The organism is Arthrobacter sp. K5 (assembly GCF_040448525.1).
Lineage (GTDB): Bacteria > Actinomycetota > Actinomycetes > Actinomycetales > Micrococcaceae > Arthrobacter > Arthrobacter globiformis.
Genome location: NZ_CP159279.1, coordinates 2030619 through 2052461, shown reverse-complemented (window position 1 = coordinate 2052461; position 21843 = coordinate 2030619). Strand labels below are relative to the sequence as shown.

Sequence of the window (21843 nt, the reverse complement as noted above, 5' to 3'; positions counted from 1 at the left end):
TCCTATCGGCGTTCGTTCGGGCAGGGCCGGGCCTGGGCGGGGAGGTAACCGGAGACGAGGTAGGTGGCGGCGTCGGCGCCCCATGGCGGCCGGAAAGAGTAGAGGCACGCCAGCCGGAGCCGCGTGGACGCGGCGTAGGCGGAGAAGCGGTGCGGGCTTACGTGCAGGCATTCGGCCGCGGACATGACCGCCGCGTGGGCGATGGCGTACCGGCGGGTGGTGAGCAGGTTTTGCCGCCACCTCAGTTCCAGGTGCACGTCGAGGTTGGCCAGGTCCAGGGCGGTCTCAGCTTGGCAGGACTCGTCAAAGTCCAGCAGCCCGGGAGCCGCGGACGTCGCTGCGGTTTTGCTGGCGGAACCTCGGCTTCCGACCACCTGGCCCCCGGATTCGCGGGCTACGAGCATTTGGCCACCGAGTATCTGCTTGTCGTGCAGGTCACCGTGGGCCCAGCCCACACGGTCCGGGGGTGTGCCGAGCAGGGTCTCGGTGACCACTTGGACACGGGAGAGGAGCACGGCGCGGGCGGGAGCTGCGGCGGCGATGCCCTCGCTGTGCCGGAGCCAGTGATCCACCCAGCGCTGCAGGCTCGCGGCCTCCTTCGCGGCATCGCGGAGCGGTAGCTGCTGCAGGCTGTCCTGAAACGCTGAACTGCCGGCGGCGGTCACGGTTCCGGCCCAGGCGCGGGACCACCGCGCCCACATGGCGGCGTAGGCTGCGTCGGTGCTTCCGGCCTGGCTGTGGCCGAGGTCGTGGAAGGACCGGCCCGCCAGGCGGCTGAAGACCAGGACGTCGGGTCCGGCGCTGACCAGCCGCGGCGTGTTGAAGCCGCCCTCGGTCAGTGCGGCGGCGGAGATGCTGTGGCTGGCAGCTGCGGCGAGGGCACGGCCGGGCCGGAAGACCTTGATGAAGGCTTCGGGGGCTCGGAGGACGGCCCGTTTGTGGGCGCGGTGCACCACGACCTCACCCCTGGCTGACTCGGCCGCGAGGGCGGGGAGACGGGGGTCGTCCACGGTGATGGCCTCGAACGCGCCGCCACTGAAGTGTCCCGCCATGACGCCCGGACGGTCCGGGCACCGGACCTCCAGGACGTACGAGCCCGGCGTTGTTCCGGGCCAGGCCCGCTGGACTGTCCAGGCGGTGCCGGCGGCGTCGGTTACCCGGCGGGGGAGAGGCGGATGCCAGGTCATTGGATCAGCTCCTTTGCCCGGGCCAGGTGCCAGGACATGTCTGCGGCCCACTCCGGGGACCGGTCACGGAAGGGGTCAACGCTGCTGTTGAAGAGCCGGTAGGCTGCCCAGGCGTCCACGGCGGCCTGCGAAAACCGTCCCCCGGCGTCGAGATAGCCTTCGGCGAGCAGCGCCGTCTTGGGTCCCCCGGCCGAATCACCCCTGACGGGAACCCCGGCAGGAGTGCTGGCGGGAGCGCCGCCGTCGGGAAGAGCCTCCCTGGAAGGCGAGGCGCCCGCAGCAGGAAGTAATGCCTCTTCTGCGGCGGCGAACGATCCAAGATCGGCCTCGGCCAATCCGCTGGCCGCCCGGTCGAAGTCGATCAGGCGCACCTCTGAATCTCCCACCAGCACCTGGTCGGCGGAGAAGTCCCCGTGGACCAGGACCGGTGCTGTCCGGGGCCGGGCAAGCAGCAGGGCAGTGAGCCTGGTTTCGAGGTCCCGGGCCAGCGGTTCCAGCTCCGGCAGCAGTGCGGAAACCATGGCGCGCGAAGCCTTCAGCTGAGCCGCGAGGTCTTCGGGCCGGTTGCCCGCGGTAGGAAGGCGCCCAGCCTCGACCACATCGGGGACGCAGTGGAGTGCGGCGAGGGCCTGGCCGGCGGTGTACGCGGCGGCGCGTGTGCCGGTGCTGTTGTCGCGCGCCGCGAGGTCGCCGGTGCCCCATGCGGTGCTGGCGGTGATGCCGTGGGCGAGGCATTCGGCGTCGGCGAGCTGCGGCAGGAGAGGGACACCGTGGTGGCGGAGCCGGTTCAGGAACTGGCTTTGCTGTCCGGGGCCGGCGGGCTTGGCTGCCGCTTTAATCACGACGGCGGTGCTCGCCCTGTGGCTGAGGAGGACCAGCCGCCGCTCGGGCTTGTAGCGCAGCACGGTGCTGCCGGCCAGCAGGGCCGCGCCCGGCCGGTGGTGGAGGCCCAGCCGCTCGAGGCCTTTCTTCCTCAGCCAGGTGAGGTTCCTGTGCAGGGCCCAGTCGTCCTCTACGCCGCCCACTGCCACCAGGGTCTCTGGATCGCTGGGGTCCGGCCGGAGGATGCTCATGTCCCCGCCGTGGCTGCGGACGGTGTGTTCGCGTTCGAGGAGTTTGCCGCTGCTGGCTGGGGTGCGGGTCATGGCCCAGCCGTAGTCGAAGCTGCCGTTGCGCCGGCGGCGGAACGACACCAGCAGGGACGTGCCCGGCTTGTAGCGGACGCGGGTGACGCGGACGGTTTCGCCGAGCAGTTCGGAGAGGCGGCCGTTGTCCAGGAGCCAGGGGAGGCCGGGAAGCGCGGCGTCGCGGCGGGCGAGGGCATGCTCGGCCTGCGGGGAGCCGGGCACCAGGGTGATCATGGCACCTCCACCCTGACCGCGCCCGAAGCGCCAAGAGCGGCAGGTCCACGTCCCTGCTCCGCCATCCACCGGGCGAACCGCGAGCCCGGGTCCCGGAGCAGTTGGTCGGGGCGCCCGGCTTCGATGATGCGGCCGTGTTCCAGCCAGATGATGCGGTCGCAGGAGCGCGCCGAGTGGGCGTCATGCGTGATGGTGATGGAGGTGCGCTCGCGGGTCAGGGCGGCGAGGGCCTGCAGGACGGAGTTCCGGGAGACGGGGTCCAGCCCGGCGGTGGCCTCGTCCAGGATGACGATGGGCGCCTGCCGGAGGATGGCGCGGGCGATGGCGATCCGTTGCCGCTGGCCGCCCGAGAGGTCCTTCGCTGCTTCGCCCAGCACGGTGTCGTAGCCGTTGGGCAGGGCACGGATGAAACCGTCGGCCTGCGCGAGGACGGCTGCTTCCTCGATGTCCTGGTCCGTGGCGTCCAGCCGGCCGAAGCGGATGTTGTCCCGAACGGAGGTGCCGAAGAGCACCGAGTCCTGCAGCAGGATGGACACGTGCGAGCGGACGGAGGCGATCCTGAGGTCGCGCAGGTCCTCGCCGCCCACGCGGACGGAACCGGTGCTGGGGTCGATCATGCGCAGGATCAGGCTGGCGAGCGTGGACTTGCCGGCGCCGGACGGGCCGAGGATGGCGATGTGCTCGCCGGCCGGGATGGTGAGGCTGATCCCGTGCAGCACGGTCCCTTCCCCGTGGCCGGCGGAGACGTTGTCCAGCACGATGTCCGGGCGGGCGCTGTCCAGGCGCCGGGCGTGGGGAGCCTCGGGCAGGTCGGTCTGGGCCTCGAGCAGGTCCGCGACGCGCTCGCCGGAGGCGGTGGCGCGGGCGATCCGGCCGGTCTGCTTGGCCAGGTCCTTCAGCGGCTTCATCCCGGTCTTGAGGTACATCAGGAACACCACGAGGTCGCCGGGGGTGATCGCGTGCTCCAGTACGCGCCAGCCGCCGCCGGCCAGGACAACCGCCGTCGCGACGCCGATCAGCACATCGGTGCGCCGCTCGAGCCCGGCCGCCAGCCGGAGCGCCGCGACGCCGGTGCCGAGGGTGGCCTGGTTGCTCTTCCGGAAACCGGTGCTGATGGTGTCCTCCAGGCCGTAGGCCTGGACTTCGCGGATGGCACCGAGCGTCTGGGCCGCGGTGGTGGCCAGGTTTCCTTCGCCCTTCCGGGAGTTGCCTGCGGCGGCGGTGATCCGGCCGGAGCTCGAGCGGGAGAGGAGCGCGAACACTCCGCCGGCCAGGAAAACCACCAGGGCGAGCAGCGGGTCGAGCCACAGCAGGACGCCGGTCATCAGGACCAGGGTGACCATGTTGCCCAGCAGCGGCAGGCCGGCGGTGACCGCCACCTCCTGCAGCCGGGACACGTCACCCACCAGCCGCTGGACCGTGTCCCCGGTGGACGCCCGGGTGTGGTGCCGCATGGAGAGGCTCTGGACGTGGCGGAAGGCGCGGGCCCGCAGGTCCGACGCCACCCGGGACCCCACCAGCGCGAAACAGATCGCGGACCAGTAGTTGGACACCGCCCGGCCCAGCGCTATCGCCACCACGAAGGCGCCGCACAGCAGCAGCGTCTGGAGGCTGGCGTCCATTGAAGGTCCCGGCTTGTGCAGCGTCGCGCCCAGGGCGCGGGAGACGGCGTCCACCACCATCTTCACGGGCCATGGCTCGATGAGGCGGAAGACGACGTCGAACGCCAGGGCGGAGAATCCGCCTGCCATCAGCCACCGGTGGCCCTTCAGGTGCGGGCGCACGCAGCACAGTGTGCGGCGCAGCCCGGACTCCGGCCTGGCCTGCGGGGCGCTTTTCGGTACCGCTCTTATGCCCATGTCAGGCCACGCTCCTTTCGGACGTCAGTGCTTGGCGGATGGTTGCCAGGACGCCGTCCCAGCTGTAGAGCCCGACGGCGGCTGCCCTGGCTTGGGTGCCCAGGCGCCCCCGCAGCGCGGCGTCCGCACCGAGACGCCCCAGGGCAGCGGCAATCGCACCGGGGTCGGCCGGCTTCACCAGCAGACCGGTGCGCTCGTGCTGCAGGATGGACGGAATCTGCCCCACGCCGGACGCGACCACCGGCAGGCCCGCCGCCAGGTATTCGTAGACCTTCAGCGGGGAGAAGTAGTCGTCCCCGCCGGGTTCCGCTGCCGGGTAGGGTGCGGCTGCGGCGTCGCATTCGTGCAGCAGGCCGGGCACGGAGTCCGGGGCCACGGCGCCGGTGAATTCGGCGTCCACGCCCAGCTGCGCAGCGGTCCGCTCGAGCTCCTGCCGGCATGGCCCGTCACCGATGATCTTCGCCCGCCACGTGGGCGCGGCCTTGCGGATGTTGGCCCGGGCCACGGCGTCAAGCAGGTAGCCCACACCGTGCCAGGGCTTCAGCGTGCCGACGAAAGCCACGGTCAGGCAGCCGGAATGATCCCTGACAGGGAGGCGCGGCGTGATGCGTTCGGTGTTGACGCCGTTGGGGGCCAGCAGGGTCCTGGCTCCGGGAACGCGGCCCTCCACCCACCGCACCACGGGCTCCGAGACGCAGGCCACCACGCTGGCCGCGGCGGCGTTGGCGTGCAGCATTCTTTCCGCCAGTCCGGCGTCGTGGAGTTCGCGGTAATGCTGCTGTTCCTCGATCAGCGGGGCGTTGACCTCCAGCACGGCCGGCACCCGGAGGGCTCCCGCGGCCATGGCCAAGGCCGGGCTGAACAGCGAATAGCGCTCGTAGAGCACGTCGCAGCCGTCCCGGATGACGGCCTGGGCCAGGGCAGCGGCCGCCTCCCGGATGGCGTCCTCCCGTCCCGCCCCGGCGGCAGAATGAGGCCGGATTTCGACGACCGGCAGCCCGGACAGGTCGGCGGGCCGGTCGGTCCCGGCGCGGGTGCAGTAGACGGTGACCTCGGCCCCGGCACGGCGCCAGGCCCGGACGATCTCCTGGACGTGGACCGAGGAACCCTTGGTGCCGAAGACGGGGACGCCGGGGTCCGCGCAGATGTAGGCGACGCGCATCAGGCCACCGCCTCCGGCGCCGGCGAAAGCGGCCGTTGCGCAACTGTCTGGAGCGAGAGGCGACGCAGGGCAGCGGCCTGCCGTCCGGCGTCGTACTCGCGTTCGATGAGGGTCCGGGCGTTGCGGGCCAGCAGCGTCCGGTCCGTTGCGGGTGAGGTGATCCGCAGGATCGCCTGGACCAGCAGCGCGGGGTCGCCGGGTTCGACGAGGAGGCCGGTGCTGCCGTCGCGGATGACCTCCGGGATGCCCGTAACAGCCGTGGAAACGCACGGTGTGCCGGTGGCCATGGCCTCGAGCAGGACGGTGGGGATGCCGTCGGCGTTGCCGTCCGAACCCACGATGCACGGTGCGACGAAGACGTCCGCCCAGTCCAGCAGTTCGTGGATCTGGTCCTGGGTCTGCGGGCCGAGCATCCGGACATGGCGGCTGAGCCCGAGTTGCTCGAGAGCGGACTGCAACTCGTTGGCCATCATCCCGGTGCCGGCGATGCGGACGTCCGCCCGGACACCCGAGCCGATAAGCGAAGCCAGCGCCGGGAGCAGGTGCTGGAAGCCCTTTTTCTCCACGAGCCGTCCGACGGCGGCCACCCGCACCGTGGTGCCGACCGGCCTGGGGTCGCGGTAGGGGAACCGGGCCAGTTCCAGGCCGTTGCGCACCAGGCGGAGCCTCTCTGCCTGCTGCGGAAAGTGGTGGCGCAGGTACTGCAGGTTGTAGTCGCTGATGGTGACCACGTGATGGGCGTCGGCCAGCTTTGCCCGCAGGTCTTCCCGGTTGACGGTGTCGCGGAAGATGTCCGCTGCGTGCGCTGTGAACGAATACGGGATGCCGGTGATCAGGGAGGCGAGCCGGGCGACGGCGGTTGCTGCGGAGGCAAAGTGGGCATGCAGGTGCCGGATGTTCCGGCGCTGCAGTTCGGCAGCCAGGTTGATGGCCTGGACGGCATCGTCCGGGTCGGCGGCGGTGAGTTCCCCAAGGGCCTGTGACACGCCGTCAGTCAGGCCGGCCGACGCAGCCGTCCGGAGGCTTTCCCACACCCCGCTGGTGGACTGCGGCCGGCCAACATAGGTGACGGCGGCTTTGACGCGCGCCAGTTCGGGGTGGAACCTGGCATCGGTGGTGGGGCGGAGCGCGAAGATTTCGATCCGTTCGCCGGCGGCCTCCCGGGCGAGGATTTCCGAGACAATGAACGTCTCGGAGAAGCGGGGGTACATCTTCAGGACGTAGGCGGTCACCGGCTCAGACGGCTGCATGTGCCGCACCTCCCCGCAGGCTCTGGGCCACGCTGCTGATCTGGGCGGTGATGACCGGTTCGCTGATGATCTGCTGGCTGAGGGGCCGGAGCAGATCCTGTGCCCGCGGCTCACGCGCCTTGAGCAGGTCCGCGGCCAGCCCCGGAACCCTGGACAGCCCGTTGAGCTGTGCTCCCCGGCGGTCCACCCGGGTGCCTGCCCGGTCTGCGATCCAGCCGGCCAGAATGCCGGGGGTGAGTGCGGCCAGTTCCTGCTGTTCGAGGTATCCGGCGGCGGCCAGGGACGCGGCCCGGATCCGCTGCTCGCTGCGGGAATGGTCCCGCGGAACGATCAGCGCCGGAACCGCCGTGCTGAGGATTTCGCAGACGGAGTTGTAGCCGCCCATGGAAACCAGCGCATCGGCGTTGCCGATGTGCGCCAGCATGTCCTCCAAGGCCTTCACAATTACGACGCCGGGACCCGCCTGCCGCCGCAAATCGCGCCTTTGCGCTTTGGGCATCTGGGGTCCGGCCACAATAAGGTGCCCGAGACCGGCAGGAAGCGGGGTGGCGGCGGCCAGCCTGGCCAGCGCGTAGCCGTCGGCGCCGCCGCCGACCGTGGTCATGACGTACCTGCCGGGCATCTTCAGCTTTCCGGAACCCTTCGGCCGGCCCGCGGCCAGGTATCCGGTGTAGCTGACCATCCGCCGCAGCGAGAAGGGGATTTCGCCGGCGGCCACGGGATCGTGCACAGAGCGGTCGCCGTAGATCCAGACGGCGTCAAAGAGCTCCTGGACCCGGCGGGGACCGCCGATGCCGTCCCATTCGGCGATTGCCGCTTCGGGGGAGTCAAGCACTTCCCGCAGCCCCAGCACCACGCGGGCTGAACCGCGTGCCCGGAGCCGGCGCAGGGCCCCCTCGAGTTCCAGCTGGATGCCGGTGGCGTGCCGGTCCACGATCACCAGGTCGGGGCTGAAGCCCTGCAGCAGCGAATCCAGCAGCTTTCCGCGCAGCGACACGAGGTCCTGCAGGGGGACGGACAGGTCCCGGGGCTCGTAGCCCGCCGCGCCTTTCATGACACCGGGCAGTATCACCCAGTCCCACCCTTTGGGGATCTGGAACCCCGGCGCGAGGGCGGTCCCGGCCACCAGGACACCGGTGACCTGCCTGCCGGTCAGGCCGGGCAGCTGGCGGCTCAGGGCGCCGGCCAGGGCGAGGTTCCGCCGCACATGGCCTAAGCCGAGTGAGTCATGCGAATACAGGACAATTCTTAAGTGCTTCATTTATGGGCCCCCACAGCCTGCCGATAATGCCGTCCGAAAATTGTCACCGGGCGGCCAGATTAAGACCTGGCGCCCTGAAAAACCAGCAGCGAAAACTAGGAACCCTCCGCCTGCGCGGCGCCCTGTCTGACGCTTCGGAATGAAGTATTGAAGCGCGCCATTTAGAAAAACCTGTGCCCTGGTTGCCGCTGACGGGTGGGGCCGCGGCCCCCCACCCCCTCGCGGGTCCCCCAGCAAAACACGAGGTCAGGGCCGGTTTGGGGGCTCTGGGTCGTGCCGGGCCGATGCGGAGACCGCCCGGCGATGCGCATATTTCTCAGCGCGCACGGAGTTTGCGTCGCGCGAGGAATTTTGCGCGTCGCCCGTGAAGCACTAGGGCGGGGGTTTTCGTAGGAACTATGCCCCTGATGGGCGCCGTGGGGTCTGTTCGTGGCTGCATGGCTCAACGCTAGGGATAACCCGTCGAGGATAGGTGCAGGGGTAATCCAAGAATTGTCAAAGATTGTGCGCAATTCCCGGAGGGGGGGCAACGGTGCGCGGGTTAGGGGGTGGGAGCCCTTTGGGGTTCCAAGGTCTTCCGGGAATCCATCACCGGGAACCGGGAGGCTGGGGCACGAAATGGTGTGATCCTCTTGCAGACCGGGGACTACTGATGAATAACTGGCGCGGGCCGGACGGCTCGGCGCAGGCGAAGGGAAATTCCATGGCGCTTCTTGTCCTGTCTCCATCGGTCAGCCACCAGGACCGGCATAACGGGTCGCCTGGCGGCCAGCCGCACGTGGCAGGGGCCGGTTCTGCCCGGCCCGAGGTCGGGAACCTTCTGCTGTTTCAGCTGCGGCTGCTGGTCGGGGAAATTCTCGCTGACCCTGGTCTTGATCCGGACATGCACGCGTCCCTGTTCAGGCACCTGTCCGTTCACCCGGGGCGTCCGGAGGTGGCTTTGCTTGCTCACCTGCGGGAGGTCCTGGACCCGCGTGAGCTGCCACGATGCTGATCACCCGGACCCGGGTTGTGCACCCCGTGGACCTGGTTCTGCGCCTGGCAGTCCTGCACGCAGTCCGTGCGGGAGTTGGCCAGTTCGACTGCGTCCTCGCCGGGGCCTTCAGCGGCGAATGTCTGTACAAAAACCCGGAGTGAGGAAGGGGTCTCAGCCGCTGCTGTTCATTCCGGTGCTCGCTTTGGCTGGCGGCGGGGCGCGACTTAGAACAAGCGCTGGAGAAATTAGCGAACATTTTGTTTGTCTAATTCCGATGGCGGGCTGTAATCTCCCGATTTAGGTTTACCTAACTAAGCACCATCACTCTCCCCTCACATGGCGCCGTGTATCGCAGCACGGCCGCACCCGCCGGCGGCTCCGCCGGCGACCCTGAAAGGCAGCAGCATGTCCCCAGTAGCACCGGCCCCGGCGCCGTCCGGCGCGCGGCAGTCGATTCACGAGCCGCACATTCATGAACCGTCCATTCACGAACCGCAGTCCGGCCATGCCCCGGCTGGCCGGAAAAGCCAGCGGCTCCGGTTGGTTCTGCTCGGAGCTTTGTGCACGGCCGGGTGGACGGCTTCGCTGCTCGTGGGCCACTTCGTTGACTGCGGTCCGGAACTGCACCGGATTGGGCTCGCCGTGCACATCCTTGCCCTCGTGCTTTCCTTCGGCACCATCCTGGTTGTCGACTGGCTGGGTCTGCTGTGGCTGCTGGGCAAGGTGCAGATGCACGAGTCCGGGAAGCTGGAGGCCGCCGCGAAGCCGCTGATCTGGGGCGGGCTTGCCCTGCTGCTGTTTTCGGGTGCCCTGATCGACCCAGACCTGACCAATTTGGTCACGGTCATCAAGCTCGCCTGTGTCCTGGTGCTCATGCTCAACGGGCTTAGTATCGCGCCGGCCATGCACCAGCTGCTGGCCCTGCCCGCATGCACCCGGTTCGGGGAACTCGGCCGCAGACTGCGGCTCAGGCTGACGGTCGCACTCAGCATTTCGCAGGCGTGCTGGTGGACAGCCGTCCTCATTGGCCTGATCAACAGCACGCTGCGCCGCTGGGCCGGGGTCTGAAACCCTGGCCTGCCGAAGCGGGAGGCTGTTAAGACACCGGGTCCGGGGAGGGCTCCGCCGTTCCCGGTGTCATGCCGGTTGTCGCGCGGCAGTCGAGTGTCCGGCAAGCACAATACTGGCGGACCGACCTTGGGAAAACCTTTGGCGTGCCAAAGTCCCGGCGGTACCCTGGCGTACGTTCGGGAAGCCTTTCCGCCGGGCCCGGAAAGCATGGGGTACGTTCCGGGCCCGGCGACCGGACCAGCCATCTTGCCCTGACAGCTGGCCTGTTCTGAGTAAGGCAAGCGTGTCTCTCAGGCCTTGGGAAAAGGTGGAGGCACCTTGGGGGCCTCAAGCATTCGCCGCCTGCGTCCAACCCGGGGGCGTAATCTGAAGGAGGCCGGCGGCGGACGAGTCCGATGGTCCCCGTGACTGGAGGCTCACCCAGCCCGCCGTCGGTCCCGGCCACGGCAACGGCCGGCTCCGGACGGGCCGGACGCCATGGGGGGCAATGCGCTGCGGAGCTACCCGCCCCACACGGAGAACGAGCCCGAGTGCCCGGTGATCACGCTTTGGTAGATCACGAAGAGGCCGGCGAGCACGCCCAAGGCCAGTGCCGCGGTACGGGCGGGACGGGAACGCTGGAGGGAGGCCAGCGCCGGAATGCGGCTGGCCAGCGGTGTGAAGGTCGCCGCGAGCATCAGCAGAACCAGGAAGAAGAAGACGACGGCGGTCACCTTCAGGATGTCCCCCTGCCGGGCGTGGGCCTGGATGGCGTCCGTGGCGCCGCGGGTTGACTGCAGCTGCTCCCCGGCGGACGCGGTGACCAGCGCCAGCGGGGCAAGGATCAGCGCCAGTGCGCCCAGCGGCCAGGCGAGGTACCGTCGGGTCCGGCCGGCCAGTCCATAGGTGACGGCGCTCAGCCCGGCCAGTGGCCCAAAGACGACGACGGCGTGGACCAAGAGAATGTGGGCCGGAAGGCCGCCGATCAGCAACACGGGAATCTCCTTGCAGGTCAGAGAGGCGCGGGCACGTCGAATCTAACACCGGGGGAGCCGATGACCTATGGGGTGTCGCCGGCCCCTTTGTCGGCATCGGCGCCGGCGCCGGCTTCGGCGCCGGCCCCGCTACCGGCCCGCCGTCGGGCGCCAACAGACCGGAGGCCCAGTCCCGCCAGTGCGATCGCCAGCGCCAGCAGGACTGTGGGGAGAGCTCCGCCGGCGGGGCCAAGCGTTGCCGCCAGGATTTGCCGGCTCATCAGCAGCATCTCCTGCAGGTCGCCCGCCATCGCCCGTGTCCCGAGGACGTAGCCGACAGAGATGAACAGGGCCGGCACCACCCACAGCAGGGCCAGGTCGGCGAGCCACACAGCGGCCCGCCGCGCAGGACGGAGGCCGCACCACGCGAGGGCGCAGCCAACGATGAGCGCCGGGATCCAGCGCGCCACCGTCGGCACGGCAGTGGGGACGTTCGTCTGCCCGACAAGGCCCACAACCCACTCCCCGGCCCATGATGTGAACGGCACCGCCATCAGTCCGGCGCCCAGCGCAACCAGGGCCCGTGATCTGGCAGCGAGAAGCAGGAGCGCCACGACGCCCGCAGCGATGCACGTGATGACGCCGGCCAGCAGGCCGGCGAAGTAGACCCTCGCCAGTGTCCCGTCCGTCAGGCCGTCGTCGAGCACCGTGAACGACTGGACGGCGGCGGAAAACTGTACCGCCAGAACGCCGGACGCCGCGCACCAGGCCACCAGCCGCCGTCGGGCCGGCTGCCAGATGCGAACGGCGAGCCCCGCCATCGCACCGCCCGAGCTGAGGAGGGCCACCAGGGTGGTGAGTTCGTACTGGCTCAGCGGCAGCAGGGACACCGGCATCTGTTCGGGCAGGACCTGGCTGCCCCACGAGTTCTGCAGCGGCAGCTGCGCCCCGGTGATCAGCCACGGCGCCAGGCCGAGCAGTCCGGCCATGATTCCGAGCAGACACCCCAGGCCGGTATCCGCGGCCGGTGTTCGCTTCGTTGGCTGAAGGGGGAGGGCCTGTTCCGGCGGGCTCACGGGCGGCTCCTTGCGTGCATGGGCGGTGGGGGCGCGCAATAGAGCGGGCAGCCAAATAATACACCGAATGGATTAACTGCCGGGTGCGGAAAATTTTTCACGGCGGGGAAACTTTTTAGGAATTTCCGGGAGGGTTCGGACGTTTCTTGGATAACGCCACAGGCGTACCGCGCCGGGGGCGTAAGGGAGAGGACGAGGCGATGAAAAACATCGGCCGATTTGGACCCCGAAACTCCGCTGCGGATGCAACGGCCCCACACCCCTGGAGCCGGTATGTGGCAATGGGAGATTCGTTTACCGAGGGTGTCGGCGACCCCGAGGAACGCTGCGCCGGAGGGCTCCGGGGCTGGGCGGACCGGGTGGCAGAGGAGCTCAGCGCGGGGCGGACGGACTTTGCCTACGCCAACCTGGCGATCCGGGGCCTGCTCCTGGGCCAGATTCTTGACCAGCAGACGGAGCCGGCGCTGGAGCTGAAGCCGGACCTGATAACGCTGTCGGCCGGCGGCAATGACATGGTGTTCCACCGGACCGACCCGGACAAGCTGGCTGCCCGGCTGGAGGCCGGCGTCGAACGGCTCAGTGCCACCGGTGCCACCATCATGCTGTTCGCCGGGCCGGACTGGCGGCGCACGCCTATCCTGGGGCGGAGCCGCTCCCGGATAGCCATCTTCAACGAGAACATCCGGATTGTCGCCGCCGCGCACAACTGCCTGCTGGTGGACCTGTGGACGCTGCCCGGACTTAGGGATCCGCAGATGTGGGACCCGGACCGGCTGCACTTCTCGCCGCTGGGCCACCACACCATTGCCATGCACGTGCTGGACGCCCTGCAGGTAGCGCACTCGCTGCAGCCGCTGGAGCCGAAGCCCCTGCCGCGCAGCAACTGGCGCGACGCCCGGGCCGGGGACATCGCCTGGGCGCGGAATTACTTCCTGCCGTGGGCGTGGCAGCGCATCGCGCCGCAGCGTATTCCGCTGCCTCTCGTCCACGACCATCCGGCCCCGGAGCCCCTGCTGCCGAAGCGGCCGGTGTTCGCCCCGGTTTATGCCGTACGGACCGTGGCCGTTAAGGCCGTGGCTGAATTCCTGGCGTAGGCGCCCGTACGCCGGGCGTCTCGTGAGGGAAAGTACGACGGCGGGTAGTGCGGGCGTGTGCCCGGGTCTGGCCGACATCCGTTAATGACACCACCGCGTCCAGGCACCACGCCCCGCTTCGGGGAAGGGCTAGCCGACGGCGGGCGCAAAGGCGATGTTTGAGAACTCGCCTCCGGTGGTGGCTCGGATCCAGTCGACCACGTCCTGCCGGTCGGTGCGGTACGAGAAGTTCGTCCCGTTGCAGTAGCGGTTGTGGTTGAACGAGGTGATGCCGGCGATGGTGTTGGACCCGGCGGTGCCGTAGAACAGCGGTCCGCCGGAGTCAGCGGTGCAGGTGCCGCCCAGGCCCTTGCCGTTGCCGTTGGTCTGGACGTTGTAGCCGTCGGCGCTGGCGCTGGTGAGATTGGTCAGCTTGGACTGGGCCATGAGCCGTTCCCGGAAGGAGGTCTCGCCTGCTGCGGGGCTGGCCGCGGAGATTCCGTAGCCGCTGGAGGTGAATGTGGTGTCCTGCCGGCCGCGCTGGGTGGCCAGTGCGTCCAGGGTCCCCGGCGCGGCAAGGCGGGCGTACTCGTCGAGCATGATCGGCTGGTCCAGGATCACCAGCCCGGCGTCCTTGGTTTCGGGAACCGCGTCCATGCCGGTGTAGCCGTAGTTGTACATCTCGTGGGACGTGCCGCACTGGGTTCCCAGCGTTCCGTCCGCGCAGGCGCTGGGGTAGCCGGTGTCCGGATCCGTGCCGGTTTCCGGGCTCCAGTCAACGCCGGCGTCCTGCTGGAAGTAGACCCGGGCCGAGGAAACGCCGGAGGTGCAGTGCCCGGCGGTGAGGAAGACCGTCGGGGTGAGCAGCGAGCCTGAGCACCTGTGGTGGAACCCGCCGTCGGGACCGTAGAAGACGATGAGCCCAACGAACGGATGCTCGTTGTCCTTGACGTAGTCACCGGTGATCGCACCGGCCGGAACGGCCGTCGTCACCGCCAGCATTGCCGCAACGGCCAGCGCACCGCTTCCGGCGCGCAATTCCTTCAAAAAGCGCATACAAGCCCCAGCTTCCAGTCGCACGGGCGGCCGGCAGCGCACGTCGGAGTACGCGGCAGGCGCCAGAAAGTAAGTCACCGCCCTAATGGGACGGTGACTCAAGATACCACCCGAAAGCGGCTGTTTTTTCTTGACTGATTCTTGACCATTTCCCACATCGAGTCCTGAGTTTGCCCGTGCATCGTTCTTTTCAGCAGGAAATCCACTCACAAGATTTGAAGGGTCTCATCATGAAGAACAGCGCACTGATCAAGGGAACTGCCGCCATCGCCGTTGGCGCTGCACTGCTGCTGGGCGGCGGCGGCACGCTGGCCTCCTGGAACGCTTCTGACACTGGGGCACCGGGCACCGTCATCGCCGGTGACCTGAACGTACAGGCCGCGGCCGGCGTCTGGACGGACCGGACGGGCAGCCCGGTCGCCATCTCCACCTACAAGGTTGTGCCCGGCGACAAGCTGACCTACACGCAGGTCCTGAACGTCACCCTGACGGGCAACAAGATGGCCGCCAACATCACCGCGACGGGCACCGGTGCGGTGGACGGGTTCACCGCAGGGAATGTGGTTGTCACCGACCCGGTCCTGACGATCGGCGGCAATCCGGTCAGTAGCCCGCTGACCACCAGCGGCACGGTCACGGCCACGATCACCTTCGAATTCAAGTCCACCACCACGGGCCGTACCGACGTGACCAAGACCTACAACTTCGGCAACGTCGCCTTCGCCCTGAACCAGGTCACCCAGTCCGGCCTGTCCTAGTCTGGTAAGTGCGGCGTGCGGCCTGGGGCCGCACGCCGCACTTTCAGATCAGGGACTGAGCAGGCACCCGAATCCGGGCATAGAACAAACAGAGAGGAAAGCGCATGAAGGCCCAGCAGAACCTCCCGGGCGCGAAGGCCGCCTTGGTAGCCTTCGTCCTGACGGTGCTGCTGGGTGCCGGCGCCACCTCCGCTGCCGCCCTGTGGCAGCAATCGGCCACTGCCACCCTGGCGGTCTCCGCCGCTGCCGACTGGCCGGCGGCAGCCATGAGCCTCCACTGCACAGCCGGTCCGGGCGACTCGGTGACCCTGACAATCCAGAACATCCCCGCTCCAACGGCGGTGACCATTGCGTCGAGGACATCCGGAGGGACCTACGGGTCAAGCGTCACCGTGTCACCGGCGTCGGCCACCATCGTTGTCGGCGCAACTACCTACGGCATTCCCGAAAGTGTGGGAAGCACCAAGAACGGCAAAGTAGACCTCCGCGTCAGTGCCACCTACACCGGCGGGACGGGAACGGCGGAGCTCCTGGGGCTGCAGCTCACCGGAAACAACACCAGACTGGCGTGCCAGTAGGACGGTGACCGCTTACGACGGCGGCCGGCCGGCCGGCGTCGTACGCGGCCAAACTACAGAATTGCGTGAGTACATCTGCGCATGTACTTTGATGGCATGGAGACGCTGACGCAAGCACCAGTGCTGGCCAGGTTTGGTTATGCGGTCTCGGATCCCACCCGAGCCCGGATCCTTCTCGCCCTCTCGGACGCACCGTCCTATCCGTCGGATCTGGCTGACTCCATCGGGGTGTCCCGGCAGAGCATGTCCAACCACCTGACCTGCCTGCGCGGCTGCGGCCTGGTGGTCGCTGTCCCCGACGGGCGGCGGACCCGGTATGAACTCGCGGACGCCCGGCTGGGTCACGCGATCAAGGACCTGATCGGCGTTGTCCTGGCGGTGGACCCTGCCTGCTGCGCACCCGACGGGGAGTGCTTCGGATGACCGCGCTGCTGCATGCCGCAAGCCCGGAACGCCGCGCGGTACTGAGCCGTAGGATCCGGCTGTTCGCGGCCGTAACCATCACCTACAACCTCATCGAAGCGGTGGTGGCGCTGTGGGCCGGCGGCGTCGCGGACTCGTCCGCGCTGATCGGATTCGGGCTGGACTCGGTGATCGAGGTCGCGTCCGCGCTGGCGCTGTCCTGGCAGTTTTCCGCCAAGGACCCGGAACGGCGCGAGCACCTGACATTGCGGATCATCGCCATCTCCTTCTTCGCCCTCGCCGTCTTCGTCAGCGTCGACGCCGTCCGGTCCCTCGCCGGAGGGGGAGAAGCCCAGCACTCCACTCCCGGAATCGTGATCGCCGCCCTGAGCCTGGCAGTCATGCCGGTCCTGTCCTGGGCCCAGCGCCGAGCCGGCAGGGAGCTCGGTTCCAAGACGGCTGTCGCGGATTCCAAGCAGACCCTGCTGTGCACGTATCTCTCCGCGGTCCTGCTGGCCGGGCTGGTCCTGAACAGCACGCTGGGCTGGTGGTGGGCGGACGCCGGTGCCGCGCTGGGGATCGCGGCGATCGCCGTCCGGGAAGGCGTCAACGCCTGGCGCGGCGACGTCTGCTGCACCGTCCCAACCGACGACGTATCGCCGCCCGGCAGATGCTGCCCCGGGTGCACGCCAGAGGCGCAGCCGCAGGCCCTCTCACTGAATCTCCGCCCGAAGGACTGATCTATGGGCAGCGGACACGACCATTCCCGCGGCGCCGAAGACGCGGCCGGCAACCGCGGCAAACTCGTCATCGTTTTCGCCATCACGTTTATGGTGATGGTCGCCGAAATCGTCGGCTCCGTGCTCACGGGCAGCCTGGCGCTGCTGGCGGATGCCGGGCACATGTTCACCGACTCGGCCGGGCTGCTGATCGCGCTGATCGCCGCGTCACTGGCGCTGAAACCGGCCACACTGAAGCGCACCTGGGGATACAAGCGCGCCGAAATCGTCGCCGCCGCCGGACAGGCGGCCCTGCTGCTGGGCGTGGGCGGGTTCGTCATCATCGAAGGCATCCGCCGGCTCTTCGAAGCCCCTGAGGTCGTCGGATCCACCATGCTGTGGTTCGGCATCATCGGCCTGGCCGGCAACGCCATCGGCCTGCTGGTGCTCGCCTCGGGCCGGCACCACAACTTCAACATGAAGGCTGCGTTCCTCGAGGTTCTCAACGACGCTCTCGGCTCGGTTGCCGTCATCGCGGCAGCGGTCATCATCGCCTTCACCGGCTGGACCCGGGCCGACGCCGTCGTGTCCCTGCTGATCGGCGCGCTGATCATCCCCCGCACCCTGAAACTCCTGCGTGACACCACTGACGTGCTGATGGAAAACGTGCCGCGCGGCCTGGACCTGGCCGAGGTCCGCGAGCACATCCTGGCCCTGCCGCACGTCATCGACGTCCACGACCTGCACGCCTCGCTCGTCGCCTCCGGAACCCCGATCCTCTCCGCCCACGTCACCGTCAAGGACCACTGCATGCGGGACGGCCACTCCGCCACCATCCTGGCGGACCTGCAGCGCTGCGTCGCCGAGCACTTCGACGTCAGTATTGAGCACTCCACCTTCCAGATTGAACCCGCCGCCCACCGCGACCAGGAAAGCCTGCCCCACTGAGGGCACCGGCACCAGCCGCCGGCGCCTCCATCACGGGCTGCGCTACCTCACGCCGCAGCCAACACGATGAGCACCACCAGCGCATTGTTCACGGCGTGGAGTAGCACCGGAGCCCATAGGTTCTGATGGAACCGTCGGACGAGCGCCAACGCGATGCCCAGGGCGAAGAGGTATGCAAAGGTGAGCAAAACCAAATGGCAGACGGGATTTGCCACAGCAGATGAAGCATCCTGGGCCTGAATCGCCGGAACCCGAGACCGCCCAGACTAAGGCCGTTTCTCCGGATCAGGTGGATGTGCAGGGCCAGCATGGCCGCTACAGTTGCGCCGCAGAGGATCAGGAGAATGACGGACTCGGGAGTGAAATCAACGAGGCCTGACAGCCCCGCAGCCAGAATTCCCGCTGCCAGAACCGCAATATACAGAGCTACAAACATAAGCGCCCAGGCGGCTTGCTTGAATGTCACGCCCACCGTCGGCCCGGAAGCCTCCACAGGTTGGCTAAGTGAACCGGCATGCAAGAGTGTCCCCCGAGGCTTCGTATTGTGAGCCTAACTCAGCCTCACCGACGCTCAGTCGCATGTCCTTTGCGACTGCTCAGGTACCACGGACGATACCGCCCCGCCACTCGGGCGGGGCGGGTACGGAAAGGGGTGCCAGCTAGAGCGTGGCCAGCAGGTCCTTCATCTCCTGGATTTCCTTCTGCTGTGCCGCGGCGATGGCCTTGGCCAGGGCAACGGCGTCGGCGTTCTGTCCGCCGGTTTCCTCGCCCTTGGCCATCATGATGGCGCCCTGGTGGTGGGCGGTCATCTGGGTCAGGAACAGCTTTGCAGCTTCGGTGCCCTGGGCGGCGCCGAGTTTCTTCATGTCGTCGTCGCTCATCATGCCGCCCATTGCGGGCCCGTGGGTGGACATGTCGTGGCCGCTGGCCGCTTCAGTGGGTTCGTTCCAGCTCCTGAGCCAGCCGGTCATCGTTTCGATTTCCGGGGCCTGCGCGGCCTTGATCTTCTGGGCCAGGGCCGTGACCTTCGCCGGGATGTCCTTCTTGGCGAGCATCATGTCGCTCATCTCCACAGCCTGGGTGTGGTGCGGAATCATCATCTGCGCGAACATCGTGTCGGCGGCGTTGTGTTCGGCTGCCGCTGTTGCGCTGCCGGAGGGCGCCGATGCGGTGGCCGACGCGGAGCCGCTGTCCGTGCCGGTTGTGGTGGTGCCGCTGCCGGGTCCGCTGCCGCAGCCGGCCAAGGCGATGGCCGCAGCGATGGAGGCAGTGGAAAGGGTCAGAAACTTCTTGTTCATGTAAATCAGGTCCTTCAAACGTTCAATCGGCGCCGGGCGCCGGAAAAGGGGGATGGCGCGCCATAGTCGGGCGCGCGAAGACGCGGGCGATAGCCGCGGCTGTGCTGATGCCGGATGGTTCCGGCAGCCCTGTTTTACGTCCGGCTGATGGACAGTTCACATGGTGATGGCGTGTCTGGCGTGTAGGCACTGCGCCCGCTCACCTGTCCCGCCGGCCCGGCACGGACGGGCGACGCTCCCACCGCGGCCGTTTCCGGGACCGGCACGGTGAGTGTGCTTGTCTTGCCGGAGGGGGTGCAGGAGACGGTCATCGCTTGGGTGCCGCTGCAATCCCCGTCCGGGCAGCCGGGCCCAGCCGAAATTTGCTCGCCAGAGGGCCCGTGGGCAGTATCTGCAGTGACACCATGGGCGGCCGCGCCTGCCGGGTGCGAGTGACCAGCAACCGTCAGCGCACTGGCCGGCCTGTGCATGATGTGGTGGCCGTTCATGACGTGCATGCCGAAAATGCCGGCGATGAGGGCGAGCACCAGTGAAAACAGTCCGGCACGGCGCAGGAACATCAAGGCAATGCTGCGGGCTGCAGGCATGACGGTTCCTCCTTCGGTGCCGGATCAGTGTGTGTGTTAAGGCTACCGGGCCACAGGCGCCGGCTCGAGTTCAGCGGTGGCCCAGGTTCAACACTGGCCCAGGTTCAGCGGACCTGGGCCGGGTTCAGTTTGACCCGGCGCAGCAGCTGGGCGTTGAGGGCGACGACGATCGTGGACACTGACATGAGCACGGCACCGGCCGCGGGGGAGAGCATGACGCCGGCGAAGGCCAGCACCCCCGCTGCCAGCGGGACGGAGATGATGTTGTAGCCCGTCGCCCAGACGAGGTTCTGCCACATCTTGCGGTAGCTGGCGCGGGACAGGTCCACCATGGAGAGCACGGCCCGCGGGTCGTTCCCGGCCAGCACCACGCCCGCTGATTCCATGGCGACGTCGGTTCCGGCACCGATGGCGATGCCCACTTCCGCCCGGGCCAGGGCGGGGGAGTCGTTGACGCCGTCCCCGACCATCGCCACCTTGAAGCCCCGGCTCTGCAGTTCGCTGACCTTCTTGTCCTTGTCGGCCGGCAGAACCTCGGCGAAGACCTCATCGATGTGCAGTTCGTCCGCGACCGCCTGCGCAACTTGCCGGGCGTCACCGGTGATCATGGCCACCTTGATGCCGCGGTCCTGCAGCGCCGCGACGGCCTGCCGGGATTCGGGCCGGATGGCGTCTTCGAGGCTGATGGCGCCCAGCACCTTGCCGTCGGCCAGGACGTGGAGCACAGCGGCGCCGCGCTCCATCCAGGCTCCGGTGGCCGCGGCCAGCTCAGGGGGTTCGGTGGCCGTGAGTTCGCGCAGCAGCGCCGGTCCGCCCACCTGCACTGTCCGGCCGTCCACGCTGGCACTCACGCCCCGGCCTGTCATGGAGCGGAAGTCCGTGGCCTGGGGAACGGGAAGGCCCTGGTTCCTGGCCGCCCGGACGATTGCCCGCGCAACAGGGTGCTCGCTGTCCGCTTCCACCGCCGCGGCCAGGGCCAGCAGCTCCTCCCGGCCCACGCCGCCGGCCGCTGCAATGTCCTGTACCTCGGGCTCGCCTTTGGTGAGGGTGCCGGTCTTGTCGAACAGCACGACGCCGACGGTGCGCATGCGCTCCAGCGCCATCCGGTTCTTGATCAGGACGCCGGCGCGGGCGGCCTGCTCGGTGGAGATGGCGATCACCAGCGGGATGGCCAGGCCCAGGGCGTGCGGGCAGGCGATCACCAGGACGGTGACCGTGCGGGTGACCGCCTCCGGGACACTGCCCAGCAGGGTCCAGGCGATGAAGGTGATGACACCGGCGAGGGTGGCGAAGTAAAACAGGAACGCCGCGGCCCGGTCGGCGAGCGCCTGCGCCCGGGACGAGGACGCCTGCGCCTCGGCGACCAGCCGCTGGATCCCGGCCAATGCCGTGTCGTCCCCGACGGCGGTGACCCGGACGCGGACCGTGTTGTCTGTGGCTACGGTGCCGGCCACCACCGTGTCGCCAGGGGAGCGGAGCACGGTCTTGGATTCGCCGGTGATCATGGATTCGTCGAACTCGGCCTGCCCGTCGGTGACGGTGCCGTCCGCGGGCATCCGGGCCCCGGAGCGGACGAGTACCAGGTCCCCGGCCCGGAGCACGGAGACGCTGACGGTTTCCGTGCCGGCGTCGGTGATCCGTTCGGCCTCATCCGGAAGCAGTGCGGCCAGTGCGTCGAGGGCTCCCTGGGCGGATCCGAGGGCGCGCATCTCGATCCAGTGGCCCAACAGCATGATGGCCACGAGCAGCGCCAGTTCCCACCAGAAGTCCAGGTCGAACCCGCCGATGCCCAGCGTGGTGACCCAGGAGGCGATGAAGGCGACGCTGATCGCCATGCCGATCAGCAGCATCATGCCCGGGCGGTGCGCCTTGAGTTCATTCAGGCCGCCCCTGAGGAACGGCTGGCCGCCGTAGAGGAAGATCACGGTGCCCAGGACAGGCGGGATCCACGCGGACCCCGGGAACCCGGGCGGCATGTAGCCGAGCAGGTGGCCGAACATCGGGCTGAAGTACACCACCGGAGCGGACAGGGCCAACGTCAGCCAGAACCGGTTCTTGAACATGGCGGTGCTGTGTCCGGCGTGCTGGCCGCGGGTATGCACCACCTGATCGTCGTGGGAGTTATGGCCCGTGTGCGGGCCGTGTGTGTCCGCCCGGAGATGGCCCGACGGCGGCCCGGCTGGGTGGGCGGTCAGCGGCAGGTGGGGGTGCTTGGTTGATTCACGCATGTCAGTTCCATTCCACAAAGACGGATGGGTGCGCTGGGGT

Annotated in this window: 21 protein-coding genes; 8 read left to right on the top strand and 13 right to left on the bottom strand. The window is 68.5% G+C overall.

The features are described 5' to 3' along the window. Nucleotides 1–2 precede the first annotated feature (2 nt). From ABRP34_RS09220 to ABRP34_RS09195, 6 genes are read right to left on the bottom strand one after another with little or no spacing between them, the layout of a single operon-like run. The gene (locus tag ABRP34_RS09220) at nucleotides 3–1187 is read right to left on the bottom strand and encodes a hypothetical protein (RefSeq protein WP_353712997.1); all 1185 of its coding nucleotides are present in this window, start codon (nucleotides 1185–1187) and stop codon (nucleotides 3–5) included. Next, entirely contained in the window at nucleotides 1184–2548 is a 1365-nt protein-coding gene (locus tag ABRP34_RS09215; RefSeq protein ID WP_353712996.1) for an aminoglycoside phosphotransferase family protein, read from the bottom strand. The genes ABRP34_RS09220 and ABRP34_RS09215 overlap by 4 nt, the downstream gene beginning before the upstream one ends. Next, nucleotides 2545–4407 (bottom strand): ABC transporter ATP-binding protein, encoded by a 1863-nt coding sequence (locus ABRP34_RS09210; RefSeq protein WP_353712995.1) that lies wholly within the window; start codon nucleotides 4405–4407, stop codon nucleotides 2545–2547. The genes ABRP34_RS09215 and ABRP34_RS09210 overlap by 4 nt, the downstream gene beginning before the upstream one ends. Nucleotide 4408: 1 nt before the next feature. Next, on the bottom strand, nucleotides 4409–5569 hold the full coding sequence (locus ABRP34_RS09205) for a glycosyltransferase family 4 protein (RefSeq protein ID WP_353712994.1): 1161 nt from the start codon (nucleotides 5567–5569) through the stop codon (nucleotides 4409–4411). Then, nucleotides 5569–6819, bottom strand: coding sequence for a glycosyltransferase family 4 protein (locus ABRP34_RS09200; RefSeq protein WP_353712993.1), 1251 nt, complete (start codon nucleotides 6817–6819; stop codon nucleotides 5569–5571). The genes ABRP34_RS09205 and ABRP34_RS09200 overlap by 1 nt, the downstream gene beginning before the upstream one ends. Then, nucleotides 6806–8080: a glycosyltransferase gene (locus tag ABRP34_RS09195; protein WP_353712992.1), complete on the bottom strand. Its 1275-nt coding sequence runs from the start codon at nucleotides 8078–8080 to the stop codon at nucleotides 6806–6808. Before ABRP34_RS09195 ends, ABRP34_RS09200 begins: the two co-directional genes overlap by 14 nt. A 703-nt stretch (nucleotides 8081–8783) precedes the next feature. Between ABRP34_RS09195 and ABRP34_RS09190 the strand changes: the two genes are divergently transcribed. Further along, complete coding sequence (locus ABRP34_RS09190) at nucleotides 8784–9074, top strand: hypothetical protein (RefSeq protein ID WP_353712991.1); 291 nt, start codon at nucleotides 8784–8786, stop codon at nucleotides 9072–9074. Nucleotides 9075–9461: 387 nt separating this feature from the next. Beyond that, on the top strand, nucleotides 9462–10124 hold the full coding sequence (locus ABRP34_RS09185; protein WP_353712990.1) for a hypothetical protein: 663 nt from the start codon (nucleotides 9462–9464) through the stop codon (nucleotides 10122–10124). A 503-nt stretch (nucleotides 10125–10627) separates the two neighbouring features. Here ABRP34_RS09185 and ABRP34_RS09180 read toward each other — a convergent pair. Together ABRP34_RS09180 and ABRP34_RS09175 are read right to left on the bottom strand one after the other, a co-directional pair. Further along, the gene (locus tag ABRP34_RS09180) at nucleotides 10628–11101 is read right to left on the bottom strand and encodes a hypothetical protein (RefSeq protein ID WP_003802527.1); all 474 of its coding nucleotides are present in this window, start codon (nucleotides 11099–11101) and stop codon (nucleotides 10628–10630) included. A 65-nt stretch (nucleotides 11102–11166) separates the two neighbouring features. Further along, nucleotides 11167–12156: a hypothetical protein gene (locus tag ABRP34_RS09175; protein WP_353712989.1), complete on the bottom strand. Its 990-nt coding sequence runs from the start codon at nucleotides 12154–12156 to the stop codon at nucleotides 11167–11169. Between the two features lie 281 nt (nucleotides 12157–12437). Between ABRP34_RS09175 and ABRP34_RS09170 the strand changes: the two genes are divergently transcribed. Further along, nucleotides 12438–13250, top strand: coding sequence for an SGNH/GDSL hydrolase family protein (locus ABRP34_RS09170; RefSeq protein ID WP_003802532.1), 813 nt, complete (start codon nucleotides 12438–12440; stop codon nucleotides 13248–13250). Between the two features lie 129 nt (nucleotides 13251–13379). Here the strand turns inward: ABRP34_RS09170 and ABRP34_RS09165 are convergent, their stop codons facing one another. Then, complete coding sequence (locus ABRP34_RS09165; protein WP_353712988.1) at nucleotides 13380–14285, bottom strand: trypsin-like serine protease; 906 nt, start codon at nucleotides 14283–14285, stop codon at nucleotides 13380–13382. Nucleotides 14286–14515: 230 nt separating this feature from the next. Here ABRP34_RS09165 and ABRP34_RS09160 point away from each other — a divergent pair, with 230 nt between their 5' ends. The 5 genes from ABRP34_RS09160 (at nucleotide 14516) to ABRP34_RS09140 (ending at nucleotide 17690) form a co-directional block, all read left to right on the top strand. Beyond that, nucleotides 14516–15043: an alternate-type signal peptide domain-containing protein gene (locus tag ABRP34_RS09160; protein WP_353712987.1), complete on the top strand. Its 528-nt coding sequence runs from the start codon at nucleotides 14516–14518 to the stop codon at nucleotides 15041–15043. A 104-nt stretch (nucleotides 15044–15147) separates the two neighbouring features. Beyond that, nucleotides 15148–15621: a hypothetical protein gene (locus ABRP34_RS09155; protein WP_353712986.1), complete on the top strand. Its 474-nt coding sequence runs from the start codon at nucleotides 15148–15150 to the stop codon at nucleotides 15619–15621. A 96-nt stretch (nucleotides 15622–15717) separates the two neighbouring features. Next, nucleotides 15718–16044, top strand: coding sequence for a winged helix-turn-helix domain-containing protein (locus tag ABRP34_RS09150; protein WP_043418906.1), 327 nt, complete (start codon nucleotides 15718–15720; stop codon nucleotides 16042–16044). Beyond that, on the top strand, nucleotides 16041–16763 hold the full coding sequence (locus ABRP34_RS09145; protein WP_353712985.1) for a cation transporter: 723 nt from the start codon (nucleotides 16041–16043) through the stop codon (nucleotides 16761–16763). Before ABRP34_RS09150 ends, ABRP34_RS09145 begins: the two co-directional genes overlap by 4 nt. Nucleotides 16764–16766: 3 nt before the next feature. Next, nucleotides 16767–17690 carry a cation diffusion facilitator family transporter gene (locus ABRP34_RS09140; RefSeq protein ID WP_353712984.1) on the top strand — a complete coding sequence of 308 codons (924 nt, stop codon included), beginning with the start codon at nucleotides 16767–16769 and terminating at the stop codon, nucleotides 17688–17690. Nucleotides 17691–17737: 47 nt separating this feature from the next. Here ABRP34_RS09140 and ABRP34_RS09135 read toward each other — a convergent pair whose 3' ends face one another. The 4 genes from ABRP34_RS09135 to ABRP34_RS09120 form a co-directional block, all read right to left on the bottom strand. Next, complete coding sequence (locus ABRP34_RS09135; protein ID WP_003802543.1) at nucleotides 17738–17905, bottom strand: CPBP family glutamic-type intramembrane protease; 168 nt, start codon at nucleotides 17903–17905, stop codon at nucleotides 17738–17740. 444 nt (nucleotides 17906–18349) lie between these two features. Beyond that, nucleotides 18350–18988: a DUF305 domain-containing protein gene (locus ABRP34_RS09130; RefSeq protein ID WP_353712983.1), complete on the bottom strand. Its 639-nt coding sequence runs from the start codon at nucleotides 18986–18988 to the stop codon at nucleotides 18350–18352. A 134-nt stretch (nucleotides 18989–19122) separates the two neighbouring features. Next, entirely contained in the window at nucleotides 19123–19575 is a 453-nt protein-coding gene (locus ABRP34_RS09125; RefSeq protein WP_353712982.1) for a DUF6153 family protein, read from the bottom strand. A 104-nt stretch (nucleotides 19576–19679) separates the two neighbouring features. Beyond that, nucleotides 19680–21803, bottom strand: a complete 2124-nt coding sequence (locus ABRP34_RS09120) for a heavy metal translocating P-type ATPase (protein WP_353712981.1) — start codon at nucleotides 21801–21803, stop codon at nucleotides 19680–19682. Between the last annotated feature and the right edge of the window lie 40 nt (nucleotides 21804–21843).

Excerpts from the sequence above, each read along its gene's own strand:
- ABRP34_RS09190 (WP_353712991.1), top strand. The coding sequence starts at position 8,784 with ATGGCGCTTCTTGTCCTGTCTCCATCGGTCAGCCACCAGGACCGGCAT.
- ABRP34_RS09120 (WP_353712981.1), bottom strand. The coding sequence starts at position 21,803 with ATGCGTGAATCAACCAAGCACCCCCACCTGCCGCTGACCGCCCACCCA.
- ABRP34_RS09215 (WP_353712996.1), bottom strand. The coding sequence starts at position 2,548 with ATGATCACCCTGGTGCCCGGCTCCCCGCAGGCCGAGCATGCCCTCGCC.
- ABRP34_RS09200 (WP_353712993.1), bottom strand. The coding sequence starts at position 6,819 with ATGCAGCCGTCTGAGCCGGTGACCGCCTACGTCCTGAAGATGTACCCC.
- ABRP34_RS09125 (WP_353712982.1), bottom strand. The coding sequence starts at position 19,575 with ATGCCTGCAGCCCGCAGCATTGCCTTGATGTTCCTGCGCCGTGCCGGA.
- ABRP34_RS09185 (WP_353712990.1), top strand. The coding sequence starts at position 9,462 with ATGTCCCCAGTAGCACCGGCCCCGGCGCCGTCCGGCGCGCGGCAGTCG.
- ABRP34_RS09155 (WP_353712986.1), top strand. The coding sequence starts at position 15,148 with ATGAAGGCCCAGCAGAACCTCCCGGGCGCGAAGGCCGCCTTGGTAGCC.
- ABRP34_RS09140 (WP_353712984.1), top strand. The coding sequence starts at position 16,767 with ATGGGCAGCGGACACGACCATTCCCGCGGCGCCGAAGACGCGGCCGGC.
- ABRP34_RS09195 (WP_353712992.1), bottom strand. The coding sequence starts at position 8,080 with ATGAAGCACTTAAGAATTGTCCTGTATTCGCATGACTCACTCGGCTTA.
- ABRP34_RS09210 (WP_353712995.1), bottom strand. The coding sequence starts at position 4,407 with ATGGGCATAAGAGCGGTACCGAAAAGCGCCCCGCAGGCCAGGCCGGAG.
- ABRP34_RS09160 (WP_353712987.1), top strand. The coding sequence starts at position 14,516 with ATGAAGAACAGCGCACTGATCAAGGGAACTGCCGCCATCGCCGTTGGC.
- ABRP34_RS09165 (WP_353712988.1), bottom strand. The coding sequence starts at position 14,285 with ATGCGCTTTTTGAAGGAATTGCGCGCCGGAAGCGGTGCGCTGGCCGTT.
- ABRP34_RS09220 (WP_353712997.1), bottom strand. The coding sequence starts at position 1,187 with ATGACCTGGCATCCGCCTCTCCCCCGCCGGGTAACCGACGCCGCCGGC.
- ABRP34_RS09170 (WP_003802532.1), top strand. The coding sequence starts at position 12,438 with ATGGGAGATTCGTTTACCGAGGGTGTCGGCGACCCCGAGGAACGCTGC.
- ABRP34_RS09145 (WP_353712985.1), top strand. The coding sequence starts at position 16,041 with ATGACCGCGCTGCTGCATGCCGCAAGCCCGGAACGCCGCGCGGTACTG.
- ABRP34_RS09150 (WP_043418906.1), top strand. The coding sequence starts at position 15,718 with ATGGAGACGCTGACGCAAGCACCAGTGCTGGCCAGGTTTGGTTATGCG.
- ABRP34_RS09130 (WP_353712983.1), bottom strand. The coding sequence starts at position 18,988 with ATGAACAAGAAGTTTCTGACCCTTTCCACTGCCTCCATCGCTGCGGCC.
- ABRP34_RS09205 (WP_353712994.1), bottom strand. The coding sequence starts at position 5,569 with ATGCGCGTCGCCTACATCTGCGCGGACCCCGGCGTCCCCGTCTTCGGC.